This window comes from Neolewinella sp., assembly GCF_965214665.1.
In the GTDB taxonomy this organism is placed as follows: Bacteria; Bacteroidota; Bacteroidia; order Chitinophagales; family Saprospiraceae; genus Neolewinella.
Window position 1 is genome coordinate 2,025,014 of sequence record NZ_OZ243970.1, and the last position, 25,537, is coordinate 2,050,550.

General features: G+C 59.1%; 23 protein-coding genes. 11 read left to right on the top strand and 12 right to left on the bottom strand.

From position 1 onward, the window contains the following. Positions 1-82 precede the first annotated feature (82 nt). On the top strand, positions 83-1,501 hold the full coding sequence (locus tag ACOOHD_RS08945) for a Gfo/Idh/MocA family protein (protein ID WP_420461227.1): 1,419 nt from the start codon (positions 83-85) through the stop codon (positions 1,499-1,501). A gap of 86 nt (positions 1,502-1,587) precedes the next feature. Here the strand turns inward: ACOOHD_RS08945 and ACOOHD_RS08950 are convergent, their stop codons facing one another. Both ACOOHD_RS08950 and ACOOHD_RS08955 read right to left on the bottom strand, forming a co-directional pair. Continuing rightward, a complete protein-coding gene (locus ACOOHD_RS08950; protein WP_420461228.1) occupies positions 1,588-3,558 on the bottom strand; it encodes a putative porin in 1,971 nt (656 codons plus the stop codon). A 51-nt stretch (positions 3,559-3,609) separates the two neighbouring features. Beyond that, positions 3,610-4,416, bottom strand: a complete 807-nt coding sequence (locus tag ACOOHD_RS08955) for an enoyl-ACP reductase FabI (RefSeq protein WP_420461229.1) — start codon at positions 4,414-4,416, stop codon at positions 3,610-3,612. A gap of 136 nt (positions 4,417-4,552) precedes the next feature. Here ACOOHD_RS08955 and ACOOHD_RS08960 point away from each other — a divergent pair, with 136 nt between their 5' ends. Next, positions 4,553-4,681 (top strand): hypothetical protein, encoded by a 129-nt coding sequence (locus tag ACOOHD_RS08960; protein WP_420461230.1) that lies wholly within the window; start codon positions 4,553-4,555, stop codon positions 4,679-4,681. On the opposite strand, the gene ACOOHD_RS08965 is transcribed toward ACOOHD_RS08960, so the two are convergent. The 3 genes from ACOOHD_RS08965 to ACOOHD_RS08975 are packed head-to-tail and all read right to left on the bottom strand — an operon-like array spanning position 4,678 to position 8,151. Beyond that, entirely contained in the window at positions 4,678-5,775 is a 1,098-nt protein-coding gene (locus tag ACOOHD_RS08965) for a GNAT family N-acetyltransferase (RefSeq protein ID WP_420461231.1), read from the bottom strand. The two genes, ACOOHD_RS08960 and ACOOHD_RS08965, sit on opposite strands and share 4 nt — an antisense overlap. Before the next feature lie 57 nt (positions 5,776-5,832). Next, positions 5,833-6,954 carry an NTP transferase domain-containing protein gene (locus ACOOHD_RS08970; protein WP_420461232.1) on the bottom strand — a complete coding sequence of 374 codons (1,122 nt, stop codon included), beginning with the start codon at positions 6,952-6,954 and terminating at the stop codon, positions 5,833-5,835. Positions 6,955-6,960: 6 nt separating this feature from the next. Further along, positions 6,961-8,151 (bottom strand): molybdopterin molybdotransferase MoeA, encoded by a 1,191-nt coding sequence (locus ACOOHD_RS08975; protein ID WP_420461233.1) that lies wholly within the window; start codon positions 8,149-8,151, stop codon positions 6,961-6,963. Between the two features lie 84 nt (positions 8,152-8,235). Here ACOOHD_RS08975 and ACOOHD_RS08980 point away from each other — a divergent pair, with 84 nt between their 5' ends. Next, positions 8,236-9,402 carry an acyloxyacyl hydrolase gene (locus ACOOHD_RS08980; protein ID WP_420461234.1) on the top strand — a complete coding sequence of 389 codons (1,167 nt, stop codon included), beginning with the start codon at positions 8,236-8,238 and terminating at the stop codon, positions 9,400-9,402. Between the two features lie 143 nt (positions 9,403-9,545). On the opposite strand, the gene ACOOHD_RS08985 is transcribed toward ACOOHD_RS08980, so the two are convergent. Further along, complete coding sequence (locus ACOOHD_RS08985) at positions 9,546-11,357, bottom strand: UbiD family decarboxylase (protein WP_420461235.1); 1,812 nt, start codon at positions 11,355-11,357, stop codon at positions 9,546-9,548. 198 nt (positions 11,358-11,555) lie between these two features. Between ACOOHD_RS08985 and ACOOHD_RS08990 the strand changes: the two genes are divergently transcribed. The 4 genes from ACOOHD_RS08990 (at position 11,556) to ACOOHD_RS09005 (ending at position 15,917) form a co-directional block, all read left to right on the top strand. Further along, entirely contained in the window at positions 11,556-12,830 is a 1,275-nt protein-coding gene (locus tag ACOOHD_RS08990) for a cytochrome-c peroxidase (protein ID WP_420461236.1), read from the top strand. Between the two features lie 316 nt (positions 12,831-13,146). Next, on the top strand, positions 13,147-13,872 hold the full coding sequence (locus tag ACOOHD_RS08995) for a hypothetical protein (protein ID WP_420461237.1): 726 nt from the start codon (positions 13,147-13,149) through the stop codon (positions 13,870-13,872). 11 nt (positions 13,873-13,883) lie between these two features. Further along, complete coding sequence (locus tag ACOOHD_RS09000; RefSeq protein ID WP_420461238.1) at positions 13,884-14,780, top strand: aminotransferase class IV; 897 nt, start codon at positions 13,884-13,886, stop codon at positions 14,778-14,780. Beyond that, positions 14,781-15,917, top strand: a complete 1,137-nt coding sequence (locus tag ACOOHD_RS09005) for a serine hydrolase domain-containing protein (RefSeq protein ID WP_420461239.1) — start codon at positions 14,781-14,783, stop codon at positions 15,915-15,917. On the opposite strand, the gene ACOOHD_RS09010 is transcribed toward ACOOHD_RS09005, so the two are convergent. Both ACOOHD_RS09010 and ACOOHD_RS09015 read right to left on the bottom strand, forming a co-directional pair. Beyond that, positions 15,896-17,461, bottom strand: a complete 1,566-nt coding sequence (locus tag ACOOHD_RS09010) for a GNAT family N-acetyltransferase (protein ID WP_420461240.1) — start codon at positions 17,459-17,461, stop codon at positions 15,896-15,898. The genes ACOOHD_RS09005 and ACOOHD_RS09010 overlap by 22 nt on opposite strands. A 139-nt stretch (positions 17,462-17,600) precedes the next feature. Further along, a complete protein-coding gene (locus ACOOHD_RS09015; protein WP_420461241.1) occupies positions 17,601-18,284 on the bottom strand; it encodes an SET domain-containing protein in 684 nt (227 codons plus the stop codon). 155 nt (positions 18,285-18,439) lie between these two features. Between ACOOHD_RS09015 and ACOOHD_RS09020 the strand changes: the two genes are divergently transcribed. After that, a complete protein-coding gene (locus ACOOHD_RS09020) occupies positions 18,440-19,360 on the top strand; it encodes a type IV toxin-antitoxin system AbiEi family antitoxin (RefSeq protein ID WP_420461242.1) in 921 nt (306 codons plus the stop codon). 252 nt (positions 19,361-19,612) lie between these two features. Here the strand turns inward: ACOOHD_RS09020 and ACOOHD_RS09025 are convergent, their stop codons facing one another. After that, positions 19,613-20,473: an IS3 family transposase gene (locus ACOOHD_RS09025; protein WP_420459203.1), complete on the bottom strand. Its 861-nt coding sequence runs from the start codon at positions 20,471-20,473 to the stop codon at positions 19,613-19,615. Then, positions 20,473-20,769, bottom strand: a complete 297-nt coding sequence (locus ACOOHD_RS09030; RefSeq protein WP_420457933.1) for a transposase — start codon at positions 20,767-20,769, stop codon at positions 20,473-20,475. Before ACOOHD_RS09030 ends, ACOOHD_RS09025 begins: the two co-directional genes overlap by 1 nt. Before the next feature lie 38 nt (positions 20,770-20,807). Here ACOOHD_RS09030 and ACOOHD_RS09035 point away from each other — a divergent pair, with 38 nt between their 5' ends. Further along, complete coding sequence (locus tag ACOOHD_RS09035) at positions 20,808-21,251, top strand: hypothetical protein (protein WP_420461243.1); 444 nt, start codon at positions 20,808-20,810, stop codon at positions 21,249-21,251. Positions 21,252-21,548: 297 nt separating this feature from the next. On the opposite strand, the gene ACOOHD_RS09040 is transcribed toward ACOOHD_RS09035, so the two are convergent. Both ACOOHD_RS09040 and ACOOHD_RS09045 read right to left on the bottom strand, forming a co-directional pair. Then, complete coding sequence (locus tag ACOOHD_RS09040) at positions 21,549-22,868, bottom strand: transposase (RefSeq protein WP_420461244.1); 1,320 nt, start codon at positions 22,866-22,868, stop codon at positions 21,549-21,551. 2 nt (positions 22,869-22,870) lie between these two features. Next, a complete protein-coding gene (locus ACOOHD_RS09045) occupies positions 22,871-23,971 on the bottom strand; it encodes a hypothetical protein (RefSeq protein WP_420461245.1) in 1,101 nt (366 codons plus the stop codon). Between the two features lie 237 nt (positions 23,972-24,208). Here ACOOHD_RS09045 and ACOOHD_RS09050 point away from each other — a divergent pair, with 237 nt between their 5' ends. Then, the gene (locus ACOOHD_RS09050; RefSeq protein ID WP_420461246.1) at positions 24,209-24,670 is read left to right on the top strand and encodes a helix-turn-helix domain-containing protein; all 462 of its coding nucleotides are present in this window, start codon (positions 24,209-24,211) and stop codon (positions 24,668-24,670) included. After that, a complete protein-coding gene (locus ACOOHD_RS09055; protein WP_420461247.1) occupies positions 24,660-25,223 on the top strand; it encodes a PIN domain-containing protein in 564 nt (187 codons plus the stop codon). Before ACOOHD_RS09050 ends, ACOOHD_RS09055 begins: the two co-directional genes overlap by 11 nt. Positions 25,224-25,537 lie beyond the last annotated feature (314 nt).

The window sequence follows — 25,537 nt, forward strand, 5'->3', positions numbered from 1 at the left end:
CGGGTGCGAAGCGAAATCGAGGTCCTCGCTAATCGTTTTAGTTTGTCACCTTGTAGTATATTCACGCAACCAACCATCCATCATGCCAAAACAGACCACCACTACCCGCCGCCGCTTCCTGCGCACCGCCGCTACGGCCGCCGCGGCCTTCACCATTGTCCCCCGTCACGTACTGGGCGGCAAAGGATATAAAGCCCCCAGCGACACCGTCAATATTGCCGCCATCGGTGCCGGTGGCAAAGCCAATGGCTCCATCCCCCAGATGGCTAGCGAAAATATCGTTGCCCTCTGCGATGTCGACGTGTCGATGACCGAGAAGCTGCGGACCATGTTCCCCGATGCCGCCTTCGAAAAAGACTGGCGGGTCATGCTCGACAAATACGGTAAGGACATTGATGCCGTGGTCGTCACCGTACCCGACCACAGCCACGCCGTCGCCGGCCTGGCCGCTATGGGCATGGACAAGCACGTCTACATCGAAAAGCCCCTGGCCCGCACCATTTCCGAGGTTCGTGCCCTGACCGAAATGGCCAAGGCTAAACCCCAGCTCATCACCCAGATGGGTAACCAGGGCGCCAGCGGCGAGGGCATCCGTCGCACCCAGGAGCTGGTCGAGGCCGGTACGATCGGCGACGTGACCAAGGTCTACGCCTGGACCAACCGCCCCATATGGCCCCAGGGCGGCAGGCTGCCCCAGGGTACCGACCCCATCCCCGAAGGCTTCGACTGGAACCTCTGGCTCGGCCCCGCCGCCATGCGCCCCCACAACAACGCCTACCACCCCTTCGCCTGGCGTGGCTACTGGGACTTCGGTACCGGTGCCCTCGGCGATATGGGCTGTCACATCATCGACACGCCCTTCTACATCCTCGACCTAGGCTACCCCACCAGCGCCGAGGCCAGCGTGGTGCAGGTCTTCAGTCAGAACTGGACCCCCGATTACAACCCCGAAACCTGCCCCCCCGCCGCCAAGATCCACATCAAATTCCCCGCCCGCGGCGAAAAGCCGCCCGTGGAGCTTATTTGGACCGACGGCGGTATCCTGCCCGGCACCCCGGAGGAGCTCACCGTCGATCAGAAGCTCAACCCCAACGGCATCATCATGGTCGGCACCAAGGGTAAACTCATGGCCGACGTCTACGGCGCCGACCCCACCCTACTGCCCACCAGCCGCATGGACGAGATCGACGTGCCGGAGACCATCCCCCGCGTCCAGACCTCCCACGAGATGGACTGGGTCAACGGCATCAAGGAGGGCTACCAGCCCAGCAGCCACCTGGCCAAGGCCGGCCCCCTCACCGAAACCATCCTCATGGGTAACCTGGCCGTGCGCGGCTACGATTACCGCTTCCCCAAGGGCGACCAGACGGAGGCCACCGACGGCGACGAGTGGGAAGTCCGCGGCCGCACCCGCCTGGAGTGGGACGGCGATAACATGAAAGTAACCAACGTGGATGAGATGAATGAATTCGTCTCGCCTCAGTCTAACCGGGAGTTTTAAGCTCTGCGATGGTCGTCAGCCGAATCCTTTTCCCTGCGCCCACAGCGCCGGGAAAAGTTCGTCTGCCGACTTGCTTCCTAGCGACCCTAATCCAACAACCGCCAACTAGCCCCCAGCCGCAAGGCCCCATCCGGATAAAGATGCTCCGCCGTAAGGAAAAGCAGCCGGTCGGAGATGAGCGTCTGCGCCTGGATGAACTTCACGAAGAAGCGAAAGCGCGTCACGCGTAGGCTGAAGAAGGGATCGACCTGCACGTAGAAGTCCGTTTGCTGCCGGTCCTGGAGCTGAAATTGTTGCAGGACAGGGTTGTAGTAGTAGGGTTGGAAGCCGGAGGCGTAGCGGACGTCCAGGCCTAGATTGACATTGAGTACGCCAAACCACTTACCGGCGTAGTACAGGCTGTGCTCACCGTAGAGTTGGGGCAGGCGGAAGACCTCCTCGTCGGCCTGTTGCAGCAGTACGCGGTTGTCGAGCCGGTAGCTCCCGAAGCTAAAGTCACGCTCGGCGGTGAGCTGGATGATGGAGTTAGGCGAGGAGCTTTGCACCGGCGTCCCCGCCCGGTCGAAGTAGATGTAGTTGGTGAGCAGGCTGTAGGCCAGTCCGGCGCGGATGCCGATGAAGGGAAGGGTGTAGGCCCCCTCTAATCGTAGCTCCAACGTTTTGGCAAAGTCGCGGTCGTAGAACTCGCTACCGTTGAGTAGGTAGGTGCGCTGCAGAAGATCGGGACTGTAGAGTTGATTGAGCCCCCGTAGCTCTAGCTTACCGGCGCGGCCGAGGTCGAGCTCGCCGGTGGCCTCCACGCGGTAATCGCCGATCTGACCGAGGAGATTAAGCTGGGCGTCGACGAGGAATTGCAGGCGGTCGCTGGGGCGTAGGCCTACGCGGGCGGTGGCAAGGACGAAGTTGGCCGTGCTGTCGCGGGTATCCTGGAGTACGCGGTGGAGTTGGTGGATGAGGCTCACCTCCAGGACGTCCTTCTGCACGGTTTCGCGGCTGCCCGACTGACTGCGGCGGAAAGTGCTCAGTCCTAGCTCGTTGCTGATCACGTTATGCTCCAACCGGCTTCGGAGCCCACGGTCGTCAAGGTCAAACTCCGGCAGGCGGCGGTAAAAGGCGGTATCCTCCACCGTGCGCAGGCTCGACATACGGTAAGTGCGCCGGTCGATGCGTAGCTGGTGCTTGACGGTGAAGGCCCGCCGCTCGCGCCCCGTGAGCGTATCGGTGGCTGCCCCGAACTGCAGGTACTGGGTGGCCGTCGCCTGCCGGAAGCTCTGCCGCTGGAAGGTGTTGGCCAGGAGGGGCTCCAGGGTAGCCTGGTCGCCGAGTACACCGATCTCCTCCACATCGAAGTCGATGATGCCGCCGTTCTGCTGCTCCTCGAAGGTATTGGCGGAATAGGTGAAGTAGCCGCTGTACCGACTGCCCGGTGGTCGAATGGCAAGCCCCGTAGATACCGAAGTGTTGCGCACCGCCGTAGCCGGATAGCCCTGCTGCCCGGTCTGGAAGATGCGGTCGTAGTCGAGCAGTAAATTTACCCCGTCGGCGAAGTTGCGGCTGAAGCGCGCCGTGAGCCGCCCGTCGTTCTGTGCGCTGCCCCGCAGGTAGCGTAGGTAGGTGAAGGGACGCTCCAGGCGGTAGAAGTCCAACTGCTCCACCTCGCGCCGGTAGAGGTCGAACTGTCGCAGGCCCACCTCCAGCCCCCGCCGCCGGATGGGCGCGTAGCGTAGCCCGTAGGCCGGTGTGCCGATCTGCCCTAGGGTAGCGTAGTCGAAATCCACCGCCCGGTCCGGCTCGAACCGCTGGAAGCCATTGAGTAGACTATCCTGGAATTGTTCCTCCTGGTTCGGATTATCGACCTGGTAGATGAAAATGCCAAAGGTGTCCGGCAGTACTTCGCGTTGTTGCTGCGGCTGGCCACGTCGAGCGGAGGCTGCGTCGTAGTCCGGATCGCTGGGATCGAGCTGGCCCGTATCCGACGGATCTAGCACCTGCGCGCCCGCCCAAGTCCCCGGTAAGCTGAGCAGGGCCAGCAGTATGTATACCCATCCGTTCCGCATAAGCGATGTAACGCCCCAGAGACACCGGCAGTGCCGCTACGGCTGCCTGGGCTAGTCGTTTTCGAGCACCTTAGGGTTCATGCCCATCTGCGAGAAGCCGCCGTCGTGGTACAGGTTCTGCATGGTGACGTAGCGGGTAAAGTCGCTGAAGAGGCTGGCGCAGTACTCGCCGCAGGCCCGGGCGGGGGCATTGCCGAGGGGGGACATCCGATCGGCGTAGCCGAAGAACTCATCGAAGCCCTTGACGCCCTTACCGGCCGTGGTCATGGTGGGTGACTGGGAGATGGTATTGACGCGCACGTGGTTTTTCTCCCCGAAATGGTAGCCGAAGCTGCGGGCGAAGCTTTCGAGGAGGGCCTTGGACTCGGCCATCTCGGAGTAGTCGGGGAAGGTGCGCTGGGCGGCGATGTAGGTGAGGCCCAGGATGCTGCCCCAGTCGGCCATGTGGTCGCCCTTGTAGAGCACCTGGCACATCTTGTGGAAGCTGATGGCGGAGATGTCGAAGGTCTTGAGCATCCAGTCGTGCTTCAGGTCGGTGTACTCCTTACCCTTGCGCACGTTGAGCGACATGCCGATGGCGTGGAGGACGAAGTCGAGCTTGCCGCCCAGGATCTCTTCGGATTTGGTGAAGAGGTTTTCCATATCCTCGATGCTGGTGGCGTCGGCGGGGATGATCTCAGCGCCTAGCTTTTCGCCCAATTCGTTGAGGGAGCCGAAGCGCAGGGCCACCGGGGCGTTGGTGAGGGTAAATTTGGCTCCCTGCTCGGCGCATACTTCAGCGACCTGCCAGGCGATGCTCTGGTTGTCTAAGGCTCCGAAGATGACGCCGCGCTTGCCGGCAAGTAGTGGGGTGCTCATAGGGGATTTACGATTTGCTCGGCGGCAAGGTACGAAGCGGCTTGTCCCGATTGCTATAGGGACGACGTCGCCCACAACTTGTAGTTGCGCGGCTAATTAATTACTTTGGCTAGCGTCGATCAACTACCCTCGCTCCATGGCTAAATCACGCCAAAAACGCAAGCCTGCGCCCGCCGGCACGCCGCCCGAGATCAAACGCTTCTTCCTGATCACCGCCGTCTTGGTGCTGCTCCTGCTGGTCCTGATGTACCTCTTCGCCTTCTAGGGCCGTGCGGCCGCCCGCAGCCGCTCGCGCACCGCATTGACGATTAGCAGTAGCCGATCCGTCTCCAAAATACGGTTGTGCACCACCACCGGCGTAGTAAACCGAGGTACGCCCTGCTGACTTACGAGCTGTACGCGCATATCGTATAAATTGGCGGTACGGACCACGTCGTAGCGGTAGCGCTGGGCCTCGTTATCGTAGGTGAGCACGAAGTAGAATTCCAGTGGCAGGGGCCGACCGATAAGCAATAGCAGCGGGGCATCTAGCATCTGATTCTCGCCCTCGCGGGTGGGGCGGAAGCGGCCGGTGAAGGAGGGGTATTCCCGAAACTCCGCCCGGATGCCGGAGCCGACGAGTGCGCGCTGGGCTTCGAGCAGCATCCGACGGTTGAGCGTGAGCGGGTCCTCGAGGGCCCGATCGGTTGGGGACAGCGGCAGGGCGGGGTGCGGCAGCCAGTCACCGGTGGCGATACTGCGGTACTGCATGGGGCCGAGCTGCAGTTTGTAGTCAAAGGCGGGAAAGGTGGGTGCGTAGTAGCCCGGGTAGTAGTAGGTGAAGTTGCGCTCCAGGGCCAGTTCCACCTCCAACAACATGGTGAATAGGCCAAGGCTATGGACGGCGTAGCTGGGGTCGTAGATGCCCGTCTTGGTGTACATCACCCGCCGGCCGACGTCGAAGTAACTGAAGGCCACCAGGCGCTTGCCATCGTAGACCCGGAAGAGTTGGGTATTGAGGACCCGCTCGCCATCCTCGTTCATGACGTTGTACTCCAGGTCCTCCCGGGTCTTCTCGGGGTGCGCCTGCATGTACAGCCGGTTGACGCGTAGCAGCTCACCGTCGGGGAAGCGCGCCAGCTCGTGCGCTACCCGGAAGCGTGCCCGGTTGCGGCGCAGCAGCTTGCGGTGCCGTTTCTTGAACTGAAAGCCCTGTAGCGGCAGGCGGATTTGCAGACAGCCGTGCAGCTCGTCGTCGTCGGTACGCAGGTAGTCGCTGGTGTAAATGGACTGCCCCGTAGGCCGCCAGCCGCGCGCCAAAAACTCATCGAGCTGTTCCGGCGCAATGGTTCTGGTCGGATGTATGATGTGGGTGGCCAAGCGGGAGCGAACTGGGAGAGAGGAAGACAGCGTAAAGGTAACCCGTAATACCCCCTGTTATGTTTGCGGGGGTTGGCGCAGACCCTCCAACACCCGCCCCCGTTCCTCCGGCGTATTCGCATTCGTGAGCGGCGCCCCATCGTCCAACTCCACCACCTCCGTAGCGCTATTGATGAGCAGCTTCCGCGGACAGGCATACCCCAGACTCAAAAACTGCAATAACCGCTGGTACGCCCTAGGCTCGTAAATGGCCACCAGGGGCTCCGGCCACTCCTTCCCGGGGCCGCGCACGGCAGTAGCCAGGCGGTCGGGACGGCGAGCGGTGATCAAGCGGCGCAGGGTAGCCTCGTCCAGTAACGGCAGATCGCAGGCTAGCACCAGCCAGGCGGCGTCGGGGGCGGCGAGAAAGGCCGAGGCGATGGCACCGGCGGGGCCTAGTCCCCGGAAGCGGTCTACGACGACGGGAGAGTCACCGGTAACACGGTCGGAAGTCGAGTTGCGGACGGACAGGTGCACGGGTAGCCCCAACTTCCCACAAAGCGCGCTCAGCCGTTCCACCTCCGTCTGCCCGTCGCGGTACACTAATTGGCTCTTGTCTTCCCCCATCCGCTCGCTGCGGCCGCCGGCCAGGATGAGGGCCTGTAGGGGGGGCACGGCGGCTTCCAGGGTGGCGGAAAGCCGCGGCAGGAGCGTATCGATCTCAGCTAGTGAGACGACACGGGGAGGGGTCTGCTGTCCGGCACAGTGAGCCTGGAGCCAGTCGGGGCAGCGGTCGGTAGCGACCAGTACGATCGCGGCTACGTCGGTGAGTTGGTCGGTTCGTCGCACCAGCGTCTCCGCCTTGGCTTCATCTACAAAGACGATCTGGCGGGTGGCTGGGTAGTGGTTTCCGTTGACCAGGGCCAGATCGTACTGATTGCCCAGGAGACGGTCGTCGAAGTTGTTCCAGGAAGCAGTATTCGTGGTAAAATGCTTACGGTCGTAGCGTAGGCTCACGGGCACCCCTGGCTCGGCGTGCTCACCGGTGACGAGCAGACAGCGGTACCGATTGCTCAGCTGCTCCGCCCAGCGGGTCATGATCGCCTCCATGCGCGCGCAGGTGGAGCCCACGAAGGCCAGCTCGGTGCGGGCGTAGTGGCCCAGGGCGGGGCGGGCGAGGGGGGGATGCTTGTGGTGCATGGTGGCTCAGCGTAGGGACAGCGGGAGGAAAGGGAACGCCTCACCCGCCGAAAAGGTAGACCGGTCACGGGGCAGGACCAGAAATCCATCGCTGTGCAGCAGGCTCAGCAGGTCACCACTCCCCCCGTGGTCCAGCGGGCGAGCTAGCAATTCACCGCCCACGGACTGCACGCTCACCTGCTGAAAAAGCAGTAGATCGGGCGCAAAGGTGAGCTCGCGGGTAAGTACGGCCTGGCGTTTTACCTCAGATACCCCGAGCTGATGGCGGAGGAAAGGCTCTACGTAAGCCAGTGCGCCGACCAGACTGGACACGGGGTTCCCCGGTAGCGCAAACACCATGGTCTCGGCACTACGCCCCACCCAGAGCGGCTTGCCGGGTCGTTGGGCTACGCGGTGAAAGAGCCGTTTTACTCCCGCCGCGGCCAGCCAGTCGGGGACGTGGTCGAGCTTGCCCTTCGATACGCCGCCGCTGAGGAGGAGTAACTCGTGACCGTCGAATAGCTGCCGCAGGGTAGCCTGCCCTTCACCGGCCTCATCCGGTAGGTGACTCATGGTCGGCTCGATGCCTAGCTCACGAAACAGCCCGGCCAATTGCCAGACGTTGGAACTGCGGATCTGGTGCGGTAGCGGCGTTTGCGTTACGGGTACCACCTCATCCCCCGTGGATGCGATGGCTACCCGTGGCTGTCGAGCTACCTCCACTTCCCCCACCCCGTAGGTAGCCAGTACGGCTAGTTCGGCGGGACCGATATAACGGCCGGGTTGTAGCACCAGGTCTCCGGCACGACCGTCGTTGGCCCGTCGGTGGATGCTGTTGCCATCCTGAATGCCTTCGGGAGTAATAAAGGCGTCACCGTCACGCTGCAGGTCTTCATAGCGGATCACGGTGGTCGTGCCCGGTGGTAGGGGGGCTCCGGTCATTACTTCCACGCAGCCGGTCGGGTCAGGCAGGGGCAGGGGGGCGTGGCCCGCGGGTGCCAGGTGGGTGGTGGGGAAGCGACGCTGTCCCCGGGCGTAGGTCCGGTAGTCGAGGGCGATGCCGTCCATGGCTACGCGATCAAAGGGGGGCTGGTCGCGGTCGGCGTGGACGGATTGCCGTAGTACGCGGCCGTGGGCCCGGTCGAGGGGGATGGTCTCGGTGCCCCAGGGGAAGGTCTGCTGAAGGATAAGATTTAGGGCTTCCTGGGGGTCGATCATGGGGGGAATATAGGCGTCCAACGCTTATAAGCGTTGGACGCCTTAGCCACTCGACCTTGGTGCGTGGTGCATATATCTTGTGTCGTGCTATCTGTTGTCCCACAGTGCCGGGTCTTACTGCTGCTAGTGCTGGCAACTATACCCCTTTGCGGTCAGCCCCCTGCTCTCACCGCTACTATTCAGCGCGGCCTCATTCTCCCCGTAGAGCCCTTTCTGCGCGGCGAAAACACCCTCGGGGTACCACTGCGAAGATTCACCACCTACAGTCTCAAATTCGACCGGCATACCGCGGGTACCCGGGAATGGGAGGTACGGCACGGCCGCCCCCAGACCGGCTTCGGGCTTACCTACTTTCAGCTCCCCAGTCCCGAAGAATTGGGCCGGCCCGTGGCGGTGTACCGTTACTTTCGGGCACCATTAGGGTCTGTGGCCGGTCGCCTTACCCTCGACTACAGCGCCGAGATCGGCCTGGCCACCGGCTGGCGACGCTTCGACCTGACCGCCAATCCCTTCAACAAACTCTTCAGCACCCGTAGCACGGCCTACATCTTTCTGGGGATCGGAGCACGCCTACCGCTGGGTGAGCACTGGACCACTTACCTCGACCTGGGCCTCTCCCACTTCTCCAACGGCAACTTCAAACGGCCTAACGCGGGGCTCAACGCCCTATCACTGGGGCTGGGCGTACACTATAGCCCCGTGCGGCGGTCGGCAGTCCCCCACCCCACCCTACCCGCTGCCTGGAAGCCCTACACCGAATGGCAGCTGTACCTCCACGGCGGCACCGAGAAGAACCTTTACTACCCCGCCGGCCTCCCCGCCGCGGAGCAGAACCGGGGCCTCACCCACCCCCTTTTCGGACTGGGCCTCGTGCGTAGCCGCCGCATGAGCTTTAAGTCTTCCCTGGGGGCCGGGCTGAGCATGTGGTACCGCTCGGGCGGGAACACTGAGGTAGCGGTTACTCCCAGTGGCCGGCTACGTCGCCTTGATCCGGGCTTTGCGGCCGAGAACCTCCGGATCGGCGTCTTTCCCACCTACACCCTGCACTTCAACCGCTTTGCTGCCCTGCTACAGGCGGAGTATTTGCTGCTCGATCCGACTACGGCGCACGGCCTGCGGCGGTTTTACCAGAAGGTGGGCCTGCGGTACGGGGTGAGTGAGCGGCTGTCGCTGGCGGTGGTGGTGGGGGCGCGGCAGTTTAGTGTGGCGGAGTTTGTGGAGTGGCGGGTGGGGTGGAACTGGAAGAGCTGACGTGAAGAAAGCTTCTGACTGGTGGCGGCATGTCTTAACCTCTGCGTTTCTCTGTGAACTCTGTGGTCGTATACATCACAAAATGGAACCACAGAGGCCGCAGAGAGACGCAGAGCGCGCGTGCTAGGTAGCACTAGTCGTTTTTAGTTGATCATATCAGCCAGCTTTTGCTTTACTCGGCTGGCTACTTCTTCATCTACTTTCAGTCCCGGCGCATGCCACGGCTTCACCCGCGCATCGATCACCACCGGCCCCCGGCAGCCCCAGTGCTTGAACTCTGTGAAACTATCCATCCCGTGCACATCGTGACTCGGATTCGAGCGGGTAAAGGTGGCCCAGACGAAGTTGGAGAAGTCCGCGGATAGGAAGGTGCTGTCGTCGCAGATGACGATTAGGGGGAGGTCGTCGGTGGTGATCTTACCTGCATTAGCCTCCAGGAAGGGTTCGAGGTCAGCGTAGCCAGTCTCTTCCTCAAATGCCGGTCCCTTGATCGCCAGGATGCCGGCTACCACGAAGCGGGCATTCGCGTAGCCCTCCGTCAGCTCCAGCTCCGTAGGGACCGATTCGGTAAGCTCCCGCCGTGCCTCCCCCCGGCAGGCCCAAATGAGCTTCGAGCCCGCATTCCAGCCGGAGCCGGAGTAGTCGAGGGTGTCGATGGTGGTGCGGGTCTGAAAGTGGAGGTCGCGGGTGGGATCGAAGCGTTCGAGCAGGTGACGGAAAAAGGCCGGTTGGTCGTCGGCGTCGAGCTTGGGGTCGTCCTCGTCGGCGGCGATGAGGCAGTACTTAGCCAGGCTGGTCTGCCCGGAGCCAAGGATGCGGTTGGCCTGGGTGATGATCTCCTCCGGCACCCGCTCGCGGAAGGGCATGTAGCGCTCTGAACCCACGGCCAGCAGCAGGGGGTGGACGCCGGCCTCGTCCACGGCGTTAATCTGGCGGATACCCGGAAACTCCTGGGGCGTCAGGTCCTTGACAATCTTATGGATTAGGTAACCAAAGCTGCTATCCTCCGCTGGCGGCCGGCCCACCACCGTGAAGTGCCACAGCGGGTCCTTGCGGTGGTACACGGCCTCCACGTCCATCACCGGAAAGTCGTGCTGCAGCGAGTAGTAGCCCAGGTGGTCGCCGAACGGCCCCTCGGGCTTTTTCTCCCCCTTGCGGATGGTACCCACGAGTACAAAATCGGCATCGGCCGAGATCAGGTGGCCGTTCTTCCAGGCGTAACCGAAGCGGCGGCCGGCCAGCATCCCGGCAAAGGTCATCTCGCTCAGTCCCTCCGGCAGCGGCATGATGGCACAGAAGGCGTGGCTCGGCGGTCCGCCCACGAAGACGGAGCAGCGGAAGGGTTCGTCAGACTGGTTATACTGCGTATGGTGCACGCCAATACCCCGGTGCAGCTGGTAGTGCAGTCCCACCTCTTTATTCATGACGTAGTCATTGCCCGTTAGCTGGATGCGGTACATCCCGATATTACTCTGCATCACCTTGCGGCTACCGGGTGGCAGGGTACAGACTTGCGGTAGGGTGACGAAGGCTCCGCCGTCCATCGGCCAGGATTTCACGAGTGGCAACTGGTCTACGGTGGTGCGGCCATAGAGGGCGGCGGGGCGCAGGTGCCGGCGCGGTAGCGCGGTGACGGCGGTAAACGGTGCCGAGGCATAGCGTAGCGGATTCTTAGCGAAGTTAGCCGGATCGGCCTTGAGCTCTACCACCTTTTTGACCTTCGGGAGCGTATTGCGGAATAGGTACTCGGTACGCGCGTAGGTCCCGTAGATGTTGGAGATCGCCTGAAAGGGAGACCCCTTAACGCGCTCGAACAGCAGGGCGGGCCCCCGGTCGGCAAACACTTGCCGGTGGATTTCGGCCATTTCGAGATCGGGGTCGACCTCTTCGGTAATACGGAGCAGTTGCCCCGTACGTTCGAGGTCTTCGGCGGCGGCGCGCATGCTGGGGTACATGCTCTAGGGAATAGCCGGGGTGCGGCTTAGGTTTTGTGCCCGGCAGCACGGTGTTAATCCTTTTACGGCAATATGTTAAAGTTCACCTTCGGACCAACGGCTTTGCTGCATTTGCTCGTCCCGTCAGTGACGGAAGGCTGACGCAGGTATTGCACTGCATTGACATTCCGCTTACCTTCCGTACGCCAATCTACCGCGATGAGATACCTGCCCCTAATCCTGCTTCTGCTTCCCCTGACCGCCTGTCTTGATGATGAGCGACTCAGTCCCGACGACGCCAACCCCGTCACCCCCTTCACCGCAGAGGAACGGGCCGTATTACAGCAAACACTCACGATTGGCGATGAGACATTTCAGCAGTCGGTACAGCTTCCGCTGCACATTGCCCAGACGATGCCCATCACGGGCGACTTCAACAACGGGCCGAGCCGGACTATGGACCTGGAGCCCCGTGATCTTACCAAAGCGCTCCTCGGGCGGGTACTCTTCTACGACACCCAGCTCTCGGCCACGGGAGAAACCAGCTGCGCTACCTGCCACCAGCAGAAGCTCGCCTTTGGGGATAACCTCGCCTTCAGCAAGGGCATCAATGGCCATGTGACTAAGCGCAACAGCATTGCGCTGGGCTCGGTGCCTACCTTCGCCCAGGAGGTAAGCGGCTACGGTGAGACCTCCTTCGAGCAGGACTTCAGCACGGGCAATGACATCATGAGTACCTCGGCCGGCTCCGTAGCATTCTTTTGGGACGAGCGCGCCCGCACCATTAAGGACCAGAGTACGATCACGATCCAGGACAACCTTGAGATGGGCCGCGACCTGGATGAACTAGCCGCCGATCTGCGCCGCCAGGACATGTACCGCATCCTTACCCGCAAGGCCTACGGTACCGATGACCTGACCCCCGAGCGCATCACCCTGGCCCTGGAGAAGTTTTGTGCCACGATCACCTCCATGGATACCCGCTTCGATGAGCTCATTGACGTGACGTTTACGCAGCCGATGGAGGAGTGGAATCAGTCCTTCAGTAGCCAGGAGTTGCAGGGTATGGAGCTCTTCAATATGAACTGCGCCGGCTGTCACGGAAGCACACTGACGCAACCCAATCAATCCATTGCCAACAACGGGCTTGACCTCGAATACACCGACCAGGGTGTTGGAGCCCTTCACAACGATGGTATGCTCAACGGCGTCTTCAAGGTTCCCTTCCTACGCAACGTAGCCCTCACCGCTCCCTACATGCACGACGGCCGCTTCGCCACCCTGCGCGAGGTCGTGGACCACTACAGCGAGGGCATCCAGCAGCACCCTAACCTGAATTTGGAGCTCCAGGAGTTCGATCAGGCCACGGGCCAGACCCACCTTCGCCGCATGAATTTCACCGAAGAGGAAAAACAGGCACTAGTCACCTTCCTGGAGCTGGCTACCGACCGAAGTGTGACGACCGATCCACGGCTGTCCGATCCGTTTAAGTAACGCCCCCACAGTCCCCTAACAAACGAATGCCCCCCTTCCGAGGTGGAAGAGGGGCTATACCACATGGGTTGACACAATGAACAAACAAGCCTACTTTCAAAAAGTAAAAAGACTGAGATAGGCCACGATATATGCCATGTAGTTAGCTAATAGTGTTGTTGCAACTCATACGTCATCTTTGAAATGGTTGTTCACTACGGTGTGAAAATTTTACTCAATCCACGAGCGGACAGCGTTTGCAGTACTTTCCCTTCTTCAGGTACTTCTTGCAGCACTTCTTTTTCTTCTTGGGTTTTTTCGGTTCCTTGGCCATGGCATGAAAACCCACCAGCGCGTCAATCTGTGGTCGTCTCCGCGAAATATTAGTACGGCCCTACTGTATGCCTTTGCGCAGCGGGGCGATACCTGCGTGCTGGACGAGCCGCTGTACGCGCACTACCTTCTACATCAACCCACTACCGCTGAGCACCCCGGAGCGGAGGAGGTACTTGCGAGCCAGGAAAATGACGGCACCCGGGTCATAAGCCAACTGTCGAAGGCCGATTACGGTAGCCCCGTACTCGTGTGTAAGCAGATGACCCACCACCTGGTAGGCCTGCCCCGGGACTTCCTGGCGCGTATGGACAACGTGCTGCTCATCCGTGACCCGCGGGAGATCCTAGCCTCCTTCAGTAAGGTGGTAACGGGGGTGACGGAACTCGATGTAGGCCTTCCCCAACAGGCCGCCCTCTTCGACTACCTGGAGCAGATGGACCAACCGCCGCCAGTAGTCGATGCCCGGCGGCTCCTGCTGGCTCCGGCCGCAACGCTACAACGACTCTGCCAGCGGCTGAGGCTCGAGTACGACCCCGCCATGCTCCACTGGCCCGCCGGACCGAAGCCCTACGATGGCAGCTGGGCCCCGTACTGGTACGCCGGCGTGCACGCCAGTACGGGCTTTCTTCCCTACCGGGCGAAGCCAATCTACCTTTCCCCTACCCTTTCCGATATTGCGGAGCGATGCCGGCCGGTGTACGAGCGGCTGCTGCACTACGCAATATAGCCCACCGACCTATGCTACAGGCCTTCAACCCGGCCAACCGGGACATCAAAGTGTACATCGACGGCGAGCTGCTGCACCGCGACCAGGCCAGGGTGAGCGTCTTCGATAGTAGCGTGCAGGGGGGCGATGCGGTCTGGGAGGGGCTACGGGTGTACGACGGCCGGGTATCCAGCCTGGATGCCCACCTGGACCGGCTCTTCGACTCCGCCCACGCCATGTGGTTTCAGGGTGTTCCAACGCGGGAGGAGGTCACGGAGGCCATCCGGCAGACGCTGGTAGCTAACGATATGCGCAACGACGTCCACATCCGCCTTACCCTCACCCGCGGCGAAAAGATCACCTCCGGCATGGACCCCCGGCTTAATCAGGCGGGCTGCACCCTCATCGTGCTTGCCGAACACAAGCCGCCGGTGTACCCGGAGTCGATCACACTAGCGACCAGCTCCGTGCGCCGTAACAGTCCCATGAGCATCGACTCCAAGATCCACCACAATAACCTGATCAACAATATCCTGGCCAAGATCGAGGCCAATCAGGCGGGGGCGGACGCGGGATTGATGCTGGACAAGGACGGTTTCGTGTCCGAGGCTAACGGCGTAAATGTATTCTGCATACGGCGTGGCACGGTGCGCACCCCCTACGCCGATTACTGTCTGCCGGGAATCACGCGGGCTACCGTGCTGAGCATTTGTGGAGAGCTAAACATCCCCCACGCCGAGGCCCGAATTTCCGTGAGCGAGTTTTACACCGCCGATGAGGTATTTACTACCGGTACGATGGGCGAGTTAACGCGAGTGCGTGAGATCGACGGGCGGCAAATTGTAAATAAGCATACCCAATCGGTGCTGGAGCAAATTCAGGATCGGTTTCGGACGCTGACCCGCTCCGGGGGGACCAAACTGGTATAAATGCGCGAGCTAGTATGCGGCTGTCTACTCCTCCTGCTTTGCACCTGCGGCCCCGCCCCAACTGTACCTACGGCGGTTGCACGAGAGACGGTATACCCCGGGGAGAGCTGGCTGCGAACCAATCCCGAAACCGTAGGGATCGACCCGGGGGTGCTGGATAGTGCGCTGGCCTACCTAAAAACGCACTGCAAGGAAGATGGCCTCGAGGAGGTGATGGTGATCCGCCACGGTCGACTGGCCTGGGCGGGGGATAGTATCGAAAAGGTGCACGACATCTGGTCGTGTACCAAGAGCTTCACGGCTACCGCCGCGGGACTAATGATCGAGGACGGCCTGATCGAACTGGACCAGCTAGCCATGGAACACGAGCCCCTGCTGCGCGAGCTGTACCCCGCAGTGACCTATCGCCACTTTCTGACCATGACCAGCGGCTACGACGCCGTGGGGGACAGCCGCTGGGGCGAACCGAGCCAGGACTGGTCTTGGACGCCCTATGTGCCCGCCCCACCCCTCTTTGCCCCCGGCACCGCTTACGCCTACTGGGACGAGGCCATGATCATGGCCGGTCGCGCGCTGACCCAGGCGGCGGGAGTGAGCCTAAACGATTACCTCGATGCGCGGGTGTTTCAGAAGATCGGTATTGCGAAGCGGGAGTGGTGGGGCGAGGGCAAGGTGGGCAGTGATTCGGTGCAGATCAACTTCGGGGGCACGGGGCTGAAGATGTCGGCCGCGGAGCAGGCGCGCTTCGGACTACTGTACCTGAACGGGGGAAGATGGAAAGATGAGCAACTGGTACCGGCGGAATGGGTTGCCGCGGCTACCTCCAACCAGGTGCCGGCCGACCTAGCGCTGGGCGATACCGATCGCCGGGATACCGATGGCCGCGGCACCTACGGCTACAACTGGTGGGTGATTCCGGCCACCGACGACCACCCCGCAGCGGCCTACACCAGCGGGCTCAACCACAACGTGTGCACGATCGTGCCCGACTGGGATATGGTGGTGGTGCGGATGGGGGTGGATGGGAATCCTGGGGCTGGGAAGGGGGTGGTGTATAGGGAGTTCGTGCGGCTTTTGGCTGGTGGGGTGAATGGACGGCGGCCGACCGACAATACTTACCGCAGTGCCAAAGAATAAACATCAGTCCGCCGGTCCCGCAAATTATGCACGCTACCGTGCTCGTGCAGCTCCTTTAGTAGATCCAGGTCCACATCCGCCACCAGGATCATCTCCGTATTTGGCGTTGCCTCGGCTTTAACCCCATTGCTCGGAAAGGCAAAATCGCAGGGCGTAAACACCATCGACTGGGCGTACTGGATGTCCATATTGTGCACCTTGGGCAGGTTACCGACCGAGCCGGCAATGGCTACGTAGCACTCGTTCTCGATGGCGCGGGCCTGGGCGCAGTGGCGTACGCGGCTGTAGCCGTTTTGGGTATCGGTGAGGAAGGGCACGAAGAGGATATCGACGTCCTGCTCGGCCAGTAGTCGTGGCAGCTCGGGGAACTCGACGTCGTAACAGATGAGCACGCCGATCTTGCCGCAGTCGGTATCGAAGGCGTGGAGCGTATTGCCGCCCACCATACCCCACACCTTGGCCTCGTCGGGGGTCACGTGCAGCTTATAGAACTTCTCCACCGTCCCATCGCGCTTACAGAGGTAGCCGACGTTGTAGAGCTTGCCGTCCTCCTCCACCGAGGGCATGGAGCCGGTGATGATATTGATGTTGTAGCTGATCGAGAACTCACTGAACTTCTTTACGATCGGCTCCGTAAACTCGGCCAGCTTACGGATGGCCACGGGCTCCTTCAGATCGTTGTAGGCCGCCATCAGCGGCGCATTGAAGAACTCGGGGAAGAGTGCGAAGTCAGACCGGTAGGCGGCTAGGGCGTCAACAAAGTACTCGGCCTGCTCCAGCAGTTCCTCCAGGTCTTTGTAGGGGCGCATTTGCCACTGCACGAGCCCGAGGCGTACCACACTCTTCTCGATGTGGGCCTTGCGCGTCGGCGCGGTGTAGTACACGTTGTTCCACATCAGCAGGGCGGCGTACTCCTGGCTCTCGTGGTCGCCCTCCAGGTAGTCCTTGATGATGCGCTTGACCGCAAAATCGTTAGCGAATTGGAAATTGAGCACCGGGTCGTGGATGTCCTTCGACTTCACCGCCTCGATGTACTGCCGGGGCGTGAGCTCATCGGCGTGCAGGTGGTACTTCGGCAGCCGGCCCCCGAAGGTGATGCCCTCCAAGTTCAGCTCCTCACAGAGTTCCTTGCGGTAGTCGTACATGCGGCGACCCAGGCGCAGTCCGCGGTACTTGGGGTGCACGAAGACATCGACGCCGTACAGGATATTCCCGTCGGGGTTATGGCTGGAGAAGGTATAATCTCCGGTAATCTGCCGGTACGTATGCCGGTCTCCGAACTGCTTATAGTCCACGATGATCGCCAGGGCGCAACCCGCGAGCTCGCCGTTGATGTGTACGGCAATTTGTCCCTCGGGAAAAATATCGATCAGCTTCTGGATGTGCTCGCGGTCCCAGGAGGCTTCGGGCAGCACGGCGTAGGCCTCCTCCATAATGTCGCGCAGCCGTTCGTACTCGTCGATGGCGAGGTACTTAAGCTCTACTTTTTCAATGTCGGGGTGGGCTACGTAATTCTGTACTTCCGGGGTGGCTGGACTGGCCATGGTAAGGGGTTAAGGTGGAAAGGGGCTAAGGAGTTAAGGGGGCTCTAAGAAGTAAGCGAGCGGGACTCAAAGAATTGGAACAGCTCCGACGTGGCTCAGGTTTCATCCTAACCCCCTAACTCCTTGACCCCTTAACTCCCTAGTCCTTTAATTTGAGCGCATACACCGATTTATACTTCCCCCGGTCATTCCGAAACGCCTCCAGCTCCCGCTTAGTCTCCGCCGTAAGCAGACTACCCAGCGGCTGCTGCACCGCGAAGAGTTTGGGTAGTACGGGCTCGATCTTGGCATCCCACTCCTTGTAGTAGCGGTCGAAGTCTCTCGGGCCGATCTTCTTACGGCAGCCCGGCTGATCGCACACCAGCTCCATTTCGATATCGAGGTTGAAGATGCCGTACTCGTCGGTCAGCTGCTCGCCGGGGGCGATGTCGCGCAGGGCCATCTCGAAGCCGTAGCCCGTCGAGATCGTATTGCACTGGCAGCAGTGGTTGACGTACTTGGCCAGGTCCCACGACACGACGCGGTCGCCGTGCTCATCGATGTAGGAATACTTATCGATCACGGCCTGCATCTCCGGTCCGTGGGCCAGGAACTGCTCGGGGGTGACGCTGATCTCCAGGCTATCCTTGACGTAAACGATGGTACCGGCCGGGATGGCCTCGGTAGCGAAGATGCCGTAACCAACGACGTCGGAGATGTGCTGGAGGCGGGTGTGGGGGTGAAGCATTTGGGCGGGGCCCCGATAGCTATCGGGGGTGAGGGGGGTGGTGGAGGGGGGTGGTTGTTTGGGGGGTGTAAGGTAAGTGGTGGCGTGGTAGTTCACGAATTGGCGTCAGTGATTAAATATTCGGTTTCGCAGTCAGCTAGGTCGTATGCTAGTAGATATTGTATGTTTAAAACATACGTGCTATCTTTGCGTACAACAGTATGAATAACTTATGTGACATTGTTGGGACCAGCGTGGTCAACTTCGCTACGTTGACCGGTTTATCCCTGACCGTCGACGGCGATAAGCATATAATACTGAGCGATCACGGGAAGTGCCATCGGTTCTCCTACAGCGTTGCCAAATCAGTCACTGCCCCTAAAGCGAGCAGTATAGAAAGGTCTCCTGGAAAGGCTCATCTTTTGGTCTCGAACTACATCAGCGATCCGGCCAAAAGGTACCTGAGAGAACATAAGCTCAACTACCTCGATACTATCGGAAACGCTTACTTACAAATTGCCGGCGAGGTCTTAGTCTATATTGAGACGGGAAAGTCGGCACGTGTCTCCCCTATTCCAAAGGGTAGGGCGTTCACTCAGGCGGGGCTACGGGTAGTATATCAGTTTCTTACTTGCAATACTATCAATCTTCCTTATCGAGAGATTGGCGAGCTAGCTGGTGTAAGCATTGACACCGTAAGTAAAACAATCAAGGACCTACTATCTTCTTCCTATCTGATTGAAACTAGCTCGAAGGTATACGAGCTCAATGGGCGGGATGAGCTGATCGACGATTGGGTGACCGCGTACAATAGGATTCTACGACCTAAGCTTAAGTCAGCTCTTTTCTCCTTCGGCCCCGACACGCGGTCGTACGAACTGGCAAAGAAGTGCCCACCCAACACGCTAGGGGGTGAACTAGGTGCCGACATACTCGGTACCGAGTTGATTGGTGACCGAGCTACGCTTTATACTGACCAGTCCCTTCATGCACTAGCTAGAATCCTCGATCTAGTACCGGCCGGAAAGGATGGCTCCGTAGAGATTGTGAGTCAGTTCTGGGCTGGTGTCCCTAACAACGAACCAACCGTTAATCCACTACTGGTATATGCTGATCTGCGGTACCGGCCAACGCCGAGAAATCTAGCGGCGGCGGCACAACTTTACGAAACGCATGTCCGACCTACGCTATAGTGCGCTACACAATCCGCACCTCAAACAGATAATAGCGGACGTTCGCCTTGCGTGTGAAGCGTTAGATCTTAATTTCTTCGCGGTGGGAGCGTTAGCGAGGAATGTCTGGTACACAGCGCACGAGATGCACCCTAGAGGCACAAAGGATGTAGATTTTGCTCTCTACTTGCCTAGTAAGCAGATGTATAACAGACTCAGGACTAGGCTGATTAGCGACCATGCATACTGATGTGTACCCCATTCTTCGACAGATTATGACAGAGTTTTAGGTCCGGTGGGATAATGTTGGTGAGGTAGCCCAGGGCTCAGCGAGGAGTGATCTCGGGCGTAGTTATAGTAGTCGAAGAATACCCGCAGTCCTTGTTTGAGCGCAAGGCCATCGACAAATTCATGCAGGTAAATGTACTCGTACTTGACCGTTCGCCAGAGGCGTTCGATGAAGGCATTGTCAGTAGCCCGTCCGCGGCCGTCCATACTGAGCCGAGTAGCTTCATCAGCTTGACCCAGCACGGCCTGCGTAAAAGCTTCCGAGGTATACTGAGCGCCCTGGTCAGTGTTAACAATCTCGGGACAGCCCCAGCGGTCGACGGTGCGTCGGTAGACTTGGCTACACCACTCGGCGGTCATCGTATTGGACAGCGACCAGTCCAGCACGAAGCGAGAATACACATCGATCCAGGCCGTCAAGTAGAGGTACCCCCGCTTCATTGGAATGTAGGAGATGTCCGTCTGCCAGACCTGGTTGGGCCGCTCCATGGATAGCCCACGTAGCAAGTAGGGGTACACCTTATGTCCAGGCGCGGGACGGGAAGTATGTGGCCCTGGGAGCACCGACTGTAGTCCTAACACCTTGTAGTACAGGCGGTTGATGCGTTTGAGGTTGACTTCCAACTGGTGTTCTCGCCGGAGCCACCGCAGCATTCGTCGCGGACCTTTGTCGGGGTAGTCCAGGTAGTGTTCGTCCATCAGCCGCAGCAGTCGCAGATTTAGCTCGCTTTCTGCTGCCGGGTGGTAGTAGTGCCGAGACCGAGATACACCCAGAAGATGGCTCTGGCGCACTACGCTGAGATGCGCCCCGCTATCCAGGGCGGCTACTCTTTGTGAATGGGGCATCAGGAGAGCGTTTTTTTTAGAAACTCGTTCTCCACCTGTAGCTTACCGATGATGCGCAGTAGCTCATCACGCTGTTTATCTTCCAGGCCGAGGCTCGAAGCTGCCCCGCGATTACCCTTGCGTTTGGACCCAAAAAGCTCGTCGGATTCATGCGTCAGTACCCGCTTCCAGGTCTTGATCTGTGAAGCGTGCAGTTGATGTTTTCGCGACAGCTCGGCCATGGTCAGTTCTTCCCGGATGGCCTCCAGGGCAACTTTCTTCTTGAAGCTGGCCGAATGTGTTCTTCGTTTAGACATACAAGCAAGTTAGTGGACCTTACTTACCTGTTCGAATTTTGGGGTACACTACATACAGCCCCGCGCCCCATAATGCCTTTTGCCTGGACTCTCCCTACGGTATTCCAGTAGACTTATTACCCTTCGGTGAAATAGAAGAAGATGGAAGGGTGATCGTTGAGGGACAAGGCCTGGTAGAGGTCAAGCTGGAAGGCTTCATGGAGACCTACCTGCATGCACTGGAAGATGTTCAAATTGAGGATGATCACCTAAAGGTCTGCTCCATCCCCGCCGTTGTTTTACTCAAACTGATTGCCTTTGACGACCGACCGGAGCGTCGCCCAAACGACCCGCTAGATATCGACGCCGTCCTTCGACACTACCCTGATCTAGAGACGGACCTCATCGGGGAAGACTACAATTTTCTCTATGAGGATGACAGTGATCATGAGCCACGGGAGCAGTTCAGGTTTGTCCCAGCGGATTTAGCGCCCATTAGCTAAGTTTTCCATCAGCAAATCCCATCGTTTCGACAGGACGGCACCCCGTAGGAAGTACAACTTTTCCAAGTTGTCCGCCCCCCAAAAAGTAGAGGTATTCTTAAAACGTAAATTAATCACGCGACGAATCGCCGATTCAATCACTCCGCTACCGCACACTAACTTACTGCTTTCGTAATCAGCGTATTGCGTCCGGTTTTAGTGCTTGGTGAAATAGTTGATTTCCACCCGTGCCTGCTTTGGCATTCGTTTCCATAGCCAACCGAACAAGCGTAAAATATCAGCAGTTCTCACTATCGGTCAAATCAGCCTAACGCAGTACAGGTCGATGAGCTGATCGTGCAGGGCGTCCATGGACCGGACAGGTACGACCCGGAAGACCGAGCGGGTGGCGTCCCACAACTTGACCCGCGTTTTGAGTTTAGTGAGCAGGGCGCCAAACTTGCGGTTGGCCGCCTGCTGTAGCTGATCGACCCAGAAGGCCAGCATCATCACATAGGCCATGACGGTACAGAGATGCTCCTGTCCATGACCGTAATTATGTTCAAAGTGGTAGCCCTGGTTTTTGAGCGTGTTGAATGTCTCGTTTTCGATCTTCCAGCGTGCGCGTCCCACGGCCAGTAATTCGGCTACGTTGTCGGGGCTCAGCTCCAGGTTGGTGATAAAGGTGAAGGTGGTCTCCTGGCCCTTGGCATCGCGCAGGATGGCGTAGAGCATATTGACCGATACTTCGGCATTGGCGGCGTTGAGTTCTAGATCGTTCGCGTAGCCCACCGCATAGTCCTCCCCGCCCTTCGTCTTCCACTCCTGCCAGGGGATCTTATGCTGACTATCTAGTTCATCGAATTGGGTAAACAGGTGGGCGTGACCCTTATCCTTAACGCCAATGAGGTAGCGCCAGTGCGCGTTTTGGCCGATGCGTTCGACCACCGGGGCGCAGGCGTAGAGGGCATCGAGTACGAAGATGGTGGCCAGGTCGGGGTGGGTCGCCTCGAAGTTCGCCAGCAGCCGATGCACGGCCGTACGCTCACCGTCGTTTTTGACCTCGCCATCCTGCTGGGTCATCGGCTCGTGATCCCAGGGCAGCACCTCGGCCAGTCCGGGCTTGACTATGGCGGCACTCAGCATGGCATGGTAGTTCGATACACTACCATCACGGTGGCGGCGCTGTAGACAGCGCGAGCAGGAGACCTTTTTGGAGCAAAAGTGCTCCACCCCATCCACGCTGACGGCCACGTAGTCCTGCCAGACGTGGTAGCGCTTAAGCAGTCCCGTTGCCTTAACGTGCTGGGCCAGCTGGGCAAAACCCGCGCGCAGGGCGGCCGGGTCCAGGCCATCGAGCAGCTTACGCAAGCCGTTGTCGCTGGGAATGCGACCGACGATCTGATAGACCGTACTCAGGTTGTGGTCTTCGGCCTGTGACATGGTGCGGAACTGAAACAGGGAGGGTACCTTGAGCGAGTAGATGGCAAAGGCAGCTTTGAGCGCATCCAGCAGCGCGTAGCTGGCGTTGAACGCTCGCCCGTCATCCAGGGAGCGGAAAAAGGGGACGATGAGTTGGTGGTAGAGATGGTCAAAACTGAGCTGTTCACTCAGTTGAGCCCGATCGTTGCTTGCCATGATCAAAGGTAGCTACCCGAGCCAAGATCACCGATAGTGAGAACTGCTGGTAAAATATGGTCCGCCTTGCCCGACCATAACCATTGCTTGCACCGCTTCCATAGCCGGCTTCGGTGCTTTTTACCGATACGTCTCGGCAAGTGATCGAAGAGGCGATGTAAGTGTTCTACGGCATGATAATAGTCTAGGGTTTCCGTAGTGCGGTGCCGGGCCACGCCCAGGCGCCGCAATAAATCGGGAACGCGATTCCAGATCCAGGTGGCCCCGTCGGCTACCAACTGCACCTCTTCGGCCTCGGCGATATTGAGCCTGGTCAGGTACTCTTCCAGCAAGGCCAGGTGGTCTTCATCCGTGAAGCGACATCCGTAGCTCGGTAAATGGTGGGTGCATAACCGCCCCCGCTCATCGAGCACTTCGATGACGAATAGTTTGGGTTCCTTCCAGGGCGTGTCGTAGCGGGCCGGCGTGTTTTCATCACCCCGGGTTCGGTAGTCTCGCGTCCGGCTACGGCCACCGTCACTCGAAATCAACACTCGCTTGCCCGCCAGACTTTCCCCGGATTCCAAAAGCAGATTCGCCTCACCCAGATTGCTACATCGGTCCGCTACCCGGTTGGTCAGCCTACGAACCCCGGAAACACTCACATCGACACCGTGGCGCACCAGTAAACACTGGGCCTGGTCGTAAGAGGGGGCAACCATGGCGGCATGAGTCGCCACATCGTACAAACCGGGGCCGGCCCCCTCGATCACTCCCCAGTGACTTTCTAGTAGATGCCGCGAGCGATCATCCCCCCGTGCGGCGGACCGCTTTCGGTATAACCCCTCGACCTCAACACAGTGACCCGTTCTCAATTTGATCTTGTGGCTACGCAACACCAGGTTCTTCTGGCTCTCTTTAGCAGACTTACAGACTTGTAAGGCGGAGGCCGAAAGGCACAGTCTCACGACTTCATCAAACAAGCGGGATGCCGCTTGGTAAACTTCCCGTTCTGTGGCAAGCAAGTCACCTTCGGTCAGGGTAGCCACCCATTCGGGCAAGCGGCAGGCGAATAGCTCTTTGGCAAAGTTGATTATCTTTCCGGTGGCGGTGACGTTCTTCATCTTGTAGCGTTTTGTCACCTTAAAGATGCATGAACGCACCGCTATCCTACAAATCTAGACCTGGAACAAACCTGAACTGCGCCCGCCCACTGGGGGGGATGTTAGGGAGTTATATGGCGCTCCGTTTGAGGGCTAGGTCTATCAATCAGTCAGGAAGCTTGCCATTGAGCAAATTCGCTTACTTCACTTGCTTCGAATAATTCACTTACCTTTACGGAGACAGGTAAACAAAGCGAAATGAAAAATCAACTCATCACTCAATTTACTAAACCCTCCAAGCAAGATCAGGAAGTAGCCCTTCACTCCTACGATGCCCTGAAGGAAACACTGAAGCACCTACGGACGGAAACCCCGGAGATCGAGATCGAAGAAACTGGAGAGCGCATCAAAGTACCCCTCAATGCGCTCAGTTTGCTGAGTGAGATCCTACAGGTACTGAGTCAGGGGAAGTCTGTATCGGTGTTTCCAATCGCCGCAGAAATGACCACTCAAGCGGCAGCGGATCACCTGAATGTCTCCCGTCCCTACCTCATCAAGTTATTGGAAACGGGGGAAATTCCCTTTACCAAAGTTGGCCGCCACCGACGCATAAGGGTTGAAGATTTGATGACCTATGAGCGTGCCATGCGGGCGAAGCAGGAAAGGTTACTCACTGAGATGATGCAGGCGGACGAAGCGGACGGATTGTATGATACATAGCCTAAGATTTACCTGCGTACTCGATACGAATGTCATCTACCCCCTGAATACTCGTGACCTGTTGCTGTGGTTTGCCTACTACAAACTCTACACCCCGAAGTGGAGCCAGCATATTTGGGATGAGTGGAAAGAGATACTCGCGCGTAAGGGGTTGGACGATGCCACGATTGAAAGCCGAACGATGCGGCCCGCGGATGCCTTTCCGGATGCTATGGTGATCAACTATGATTCGCTCATCGATGGGCTAGAATTGCCTGACACGAAGGATCGCCACGTACTTGCAGCGGCCATTAAAGCTAACGCAAACCTGATCGTCACAAACAACTTGAAGGATTTTCCCCGTGACTACCTCAGTCAGTTCGGCCTCAGGGCGAAGAGCGCTGACGATTTCCTTGCGGATACGATAGATTTAAATCAGCAGACCGCAGTGGAAGCGTTCCGTAGGCTCGCACTGAATCGACGCAGTCCTGCAATGGATGAGTATGATGTGCTTAAAGCACTGCATAACAATGGACTCGACAATACCGCCGCTTACCTCCATGCGCTGATTTGAGGCTCAGCGTGTAAAAAGGTTACCATCCGGCCAATTGTAATGAAGGGTCGGAAGGATTCTAACACAGTAGCTCAACTTCCGTAATAACCGACAGCTTGGGGGGGCGATTGCCAATCGCTTCCTCAATAGGAAAAATAACCTCGTCGTCGGTATTGTCGCTGAGAAAATAGATTACACTATTGGTGTCCAGTAAGGTTATTCCCCGCCTCCCTTTCCCCATTCGCTACGTACCTGTTCGGTATGCCGCAACATCGCCTCACTAGCTTTGCGCTTTACACTGCCCCGCAAGGATCGAACATTGGCTTGACCGGTAC

Coding starts and splice junctions, on each gene's coding strand:
- ACOOHD_RS08945 (WP_420461227.1), top strand. CDS start 83: ATGCCAAAACAGACCACCACTACCCGCCGCCGCTTCCTGCGCACCGCC.
- ACOOHD_RS08950 (WP_420461228.1), bottom strand. CDS start 3,558: ATGCGGAACGGATGGGTATACATACTGCTGGCCCTGCTCAGCTTACCG.
- ACOOHD_RS08955 (WP_420461229.1), bottom strand. CDS start 4,416: ATGAGCACCCCACTACTTGCCGGCAAGCGCGGCGTCATCTTCGGAGCC.
- ACOOHD_RS08960 (WP_420461230.1), top strand. CDS start 4,553: ATGGCTAAATCACGCCAAAAACGCAAGCCTGCGCCCGCCGGCACGCCG.
- ACOOHD_RS08970 (WP_420461232.1), bottom strand. CDS start 6,954: ATGCACCACAAGCATCCCCCCCTCGCCCGCCCCGCCCTGGGCCACTAC.
- ACOOHD_RS08975 (WP_420461233.1), bottom strand. CDS start 8,151: ATGATCGACCCCCAGGAAGCCCTAAATCTTATCCTTCAGCAGACCTTC.
- ACOOHD_RS08985 (WP_420461235.1), bottom strand. CDS start 11,357: ATGTACCCCAGCATGCGCGCCGCCGCCGAAGACCTCGAACGTACGGGG.
- ACOOHD_RS08990 (WP_420461236.1), top strand. CDS start 11,556: ATGAGATACCTGCCCCTAATCCTGCTTCTGCTTCCCCTGACCGCCTGT.
- ACOOHD_RS08995 (WP_420461237.1), top strand. CDS start 13,147: ATGAAAACCCACCAGCGCGTCAATCTGTGGTCGTCTCCGCGAAATATT.
- ACOOHD_RS09000 (WP_420461238.1), top strand. CDS start 13,884: ATGCTACAGGCCTTCAACCCGGCCAACCGGGACATCAAAGTGTACATC.
- ACOOHD_RS09005 (WP_420461239.1), top strand. CDS start 14,781: ATGCGCGAGCTAGTATGCGGCTGTCTACTCCTCCTGCTTTGCACCTGC.
- ACOOHD_RS09010 (WP_420461240.1), bottom strand. CDS start 17,461: ATGGCCAGTCCAGCCACCCCGGAAGTACAGAATTACGTAGCCCACCCC.
- ACOOHD_RS09025 (WP_420459203.1), bottom strand. CDS start 20,473: ATGCCCCATTCACAAAGAGTAGCCGCCCTGGATAGCGGGGCGCATCTC.
- ACOOHD_RS09030 (WP_420457933.1), bottom strand. CDS start 20,769: ATGTCTAAACGAAGAACACATTCGGCCAGCTTCAAGAAGAAAGTTGCC.
- ACOOHD_RS09040 (WP_420461244.1), bottom strand. CDS start 22,868: ATGGCAAGCAACGATCGGGCTCAACTGAGTGAACAGCTCAGTTTTGAC.
- ACOOHD_RS09045 (WP_420461245.1), bottom strand. CDS start 23,971: ATGAAGAACGTCACCGCCACCGGAAAGATAATCAACTTTGCCAAAGAG.
- ACOOHD_RS09050 (WP_420461246.1), top strand. CDS start 24,209: ATGAAAAATCAACTCATCACTCAATTTACTAAACCCTCCAAGCAAGAT.
- ACOOHD_RS09055 (WP_420461247.1), top strand. CDS start 24,660: ATGATACATAGCCTAAGATTTACCTGCGTACTCGATACGAATGTCATC.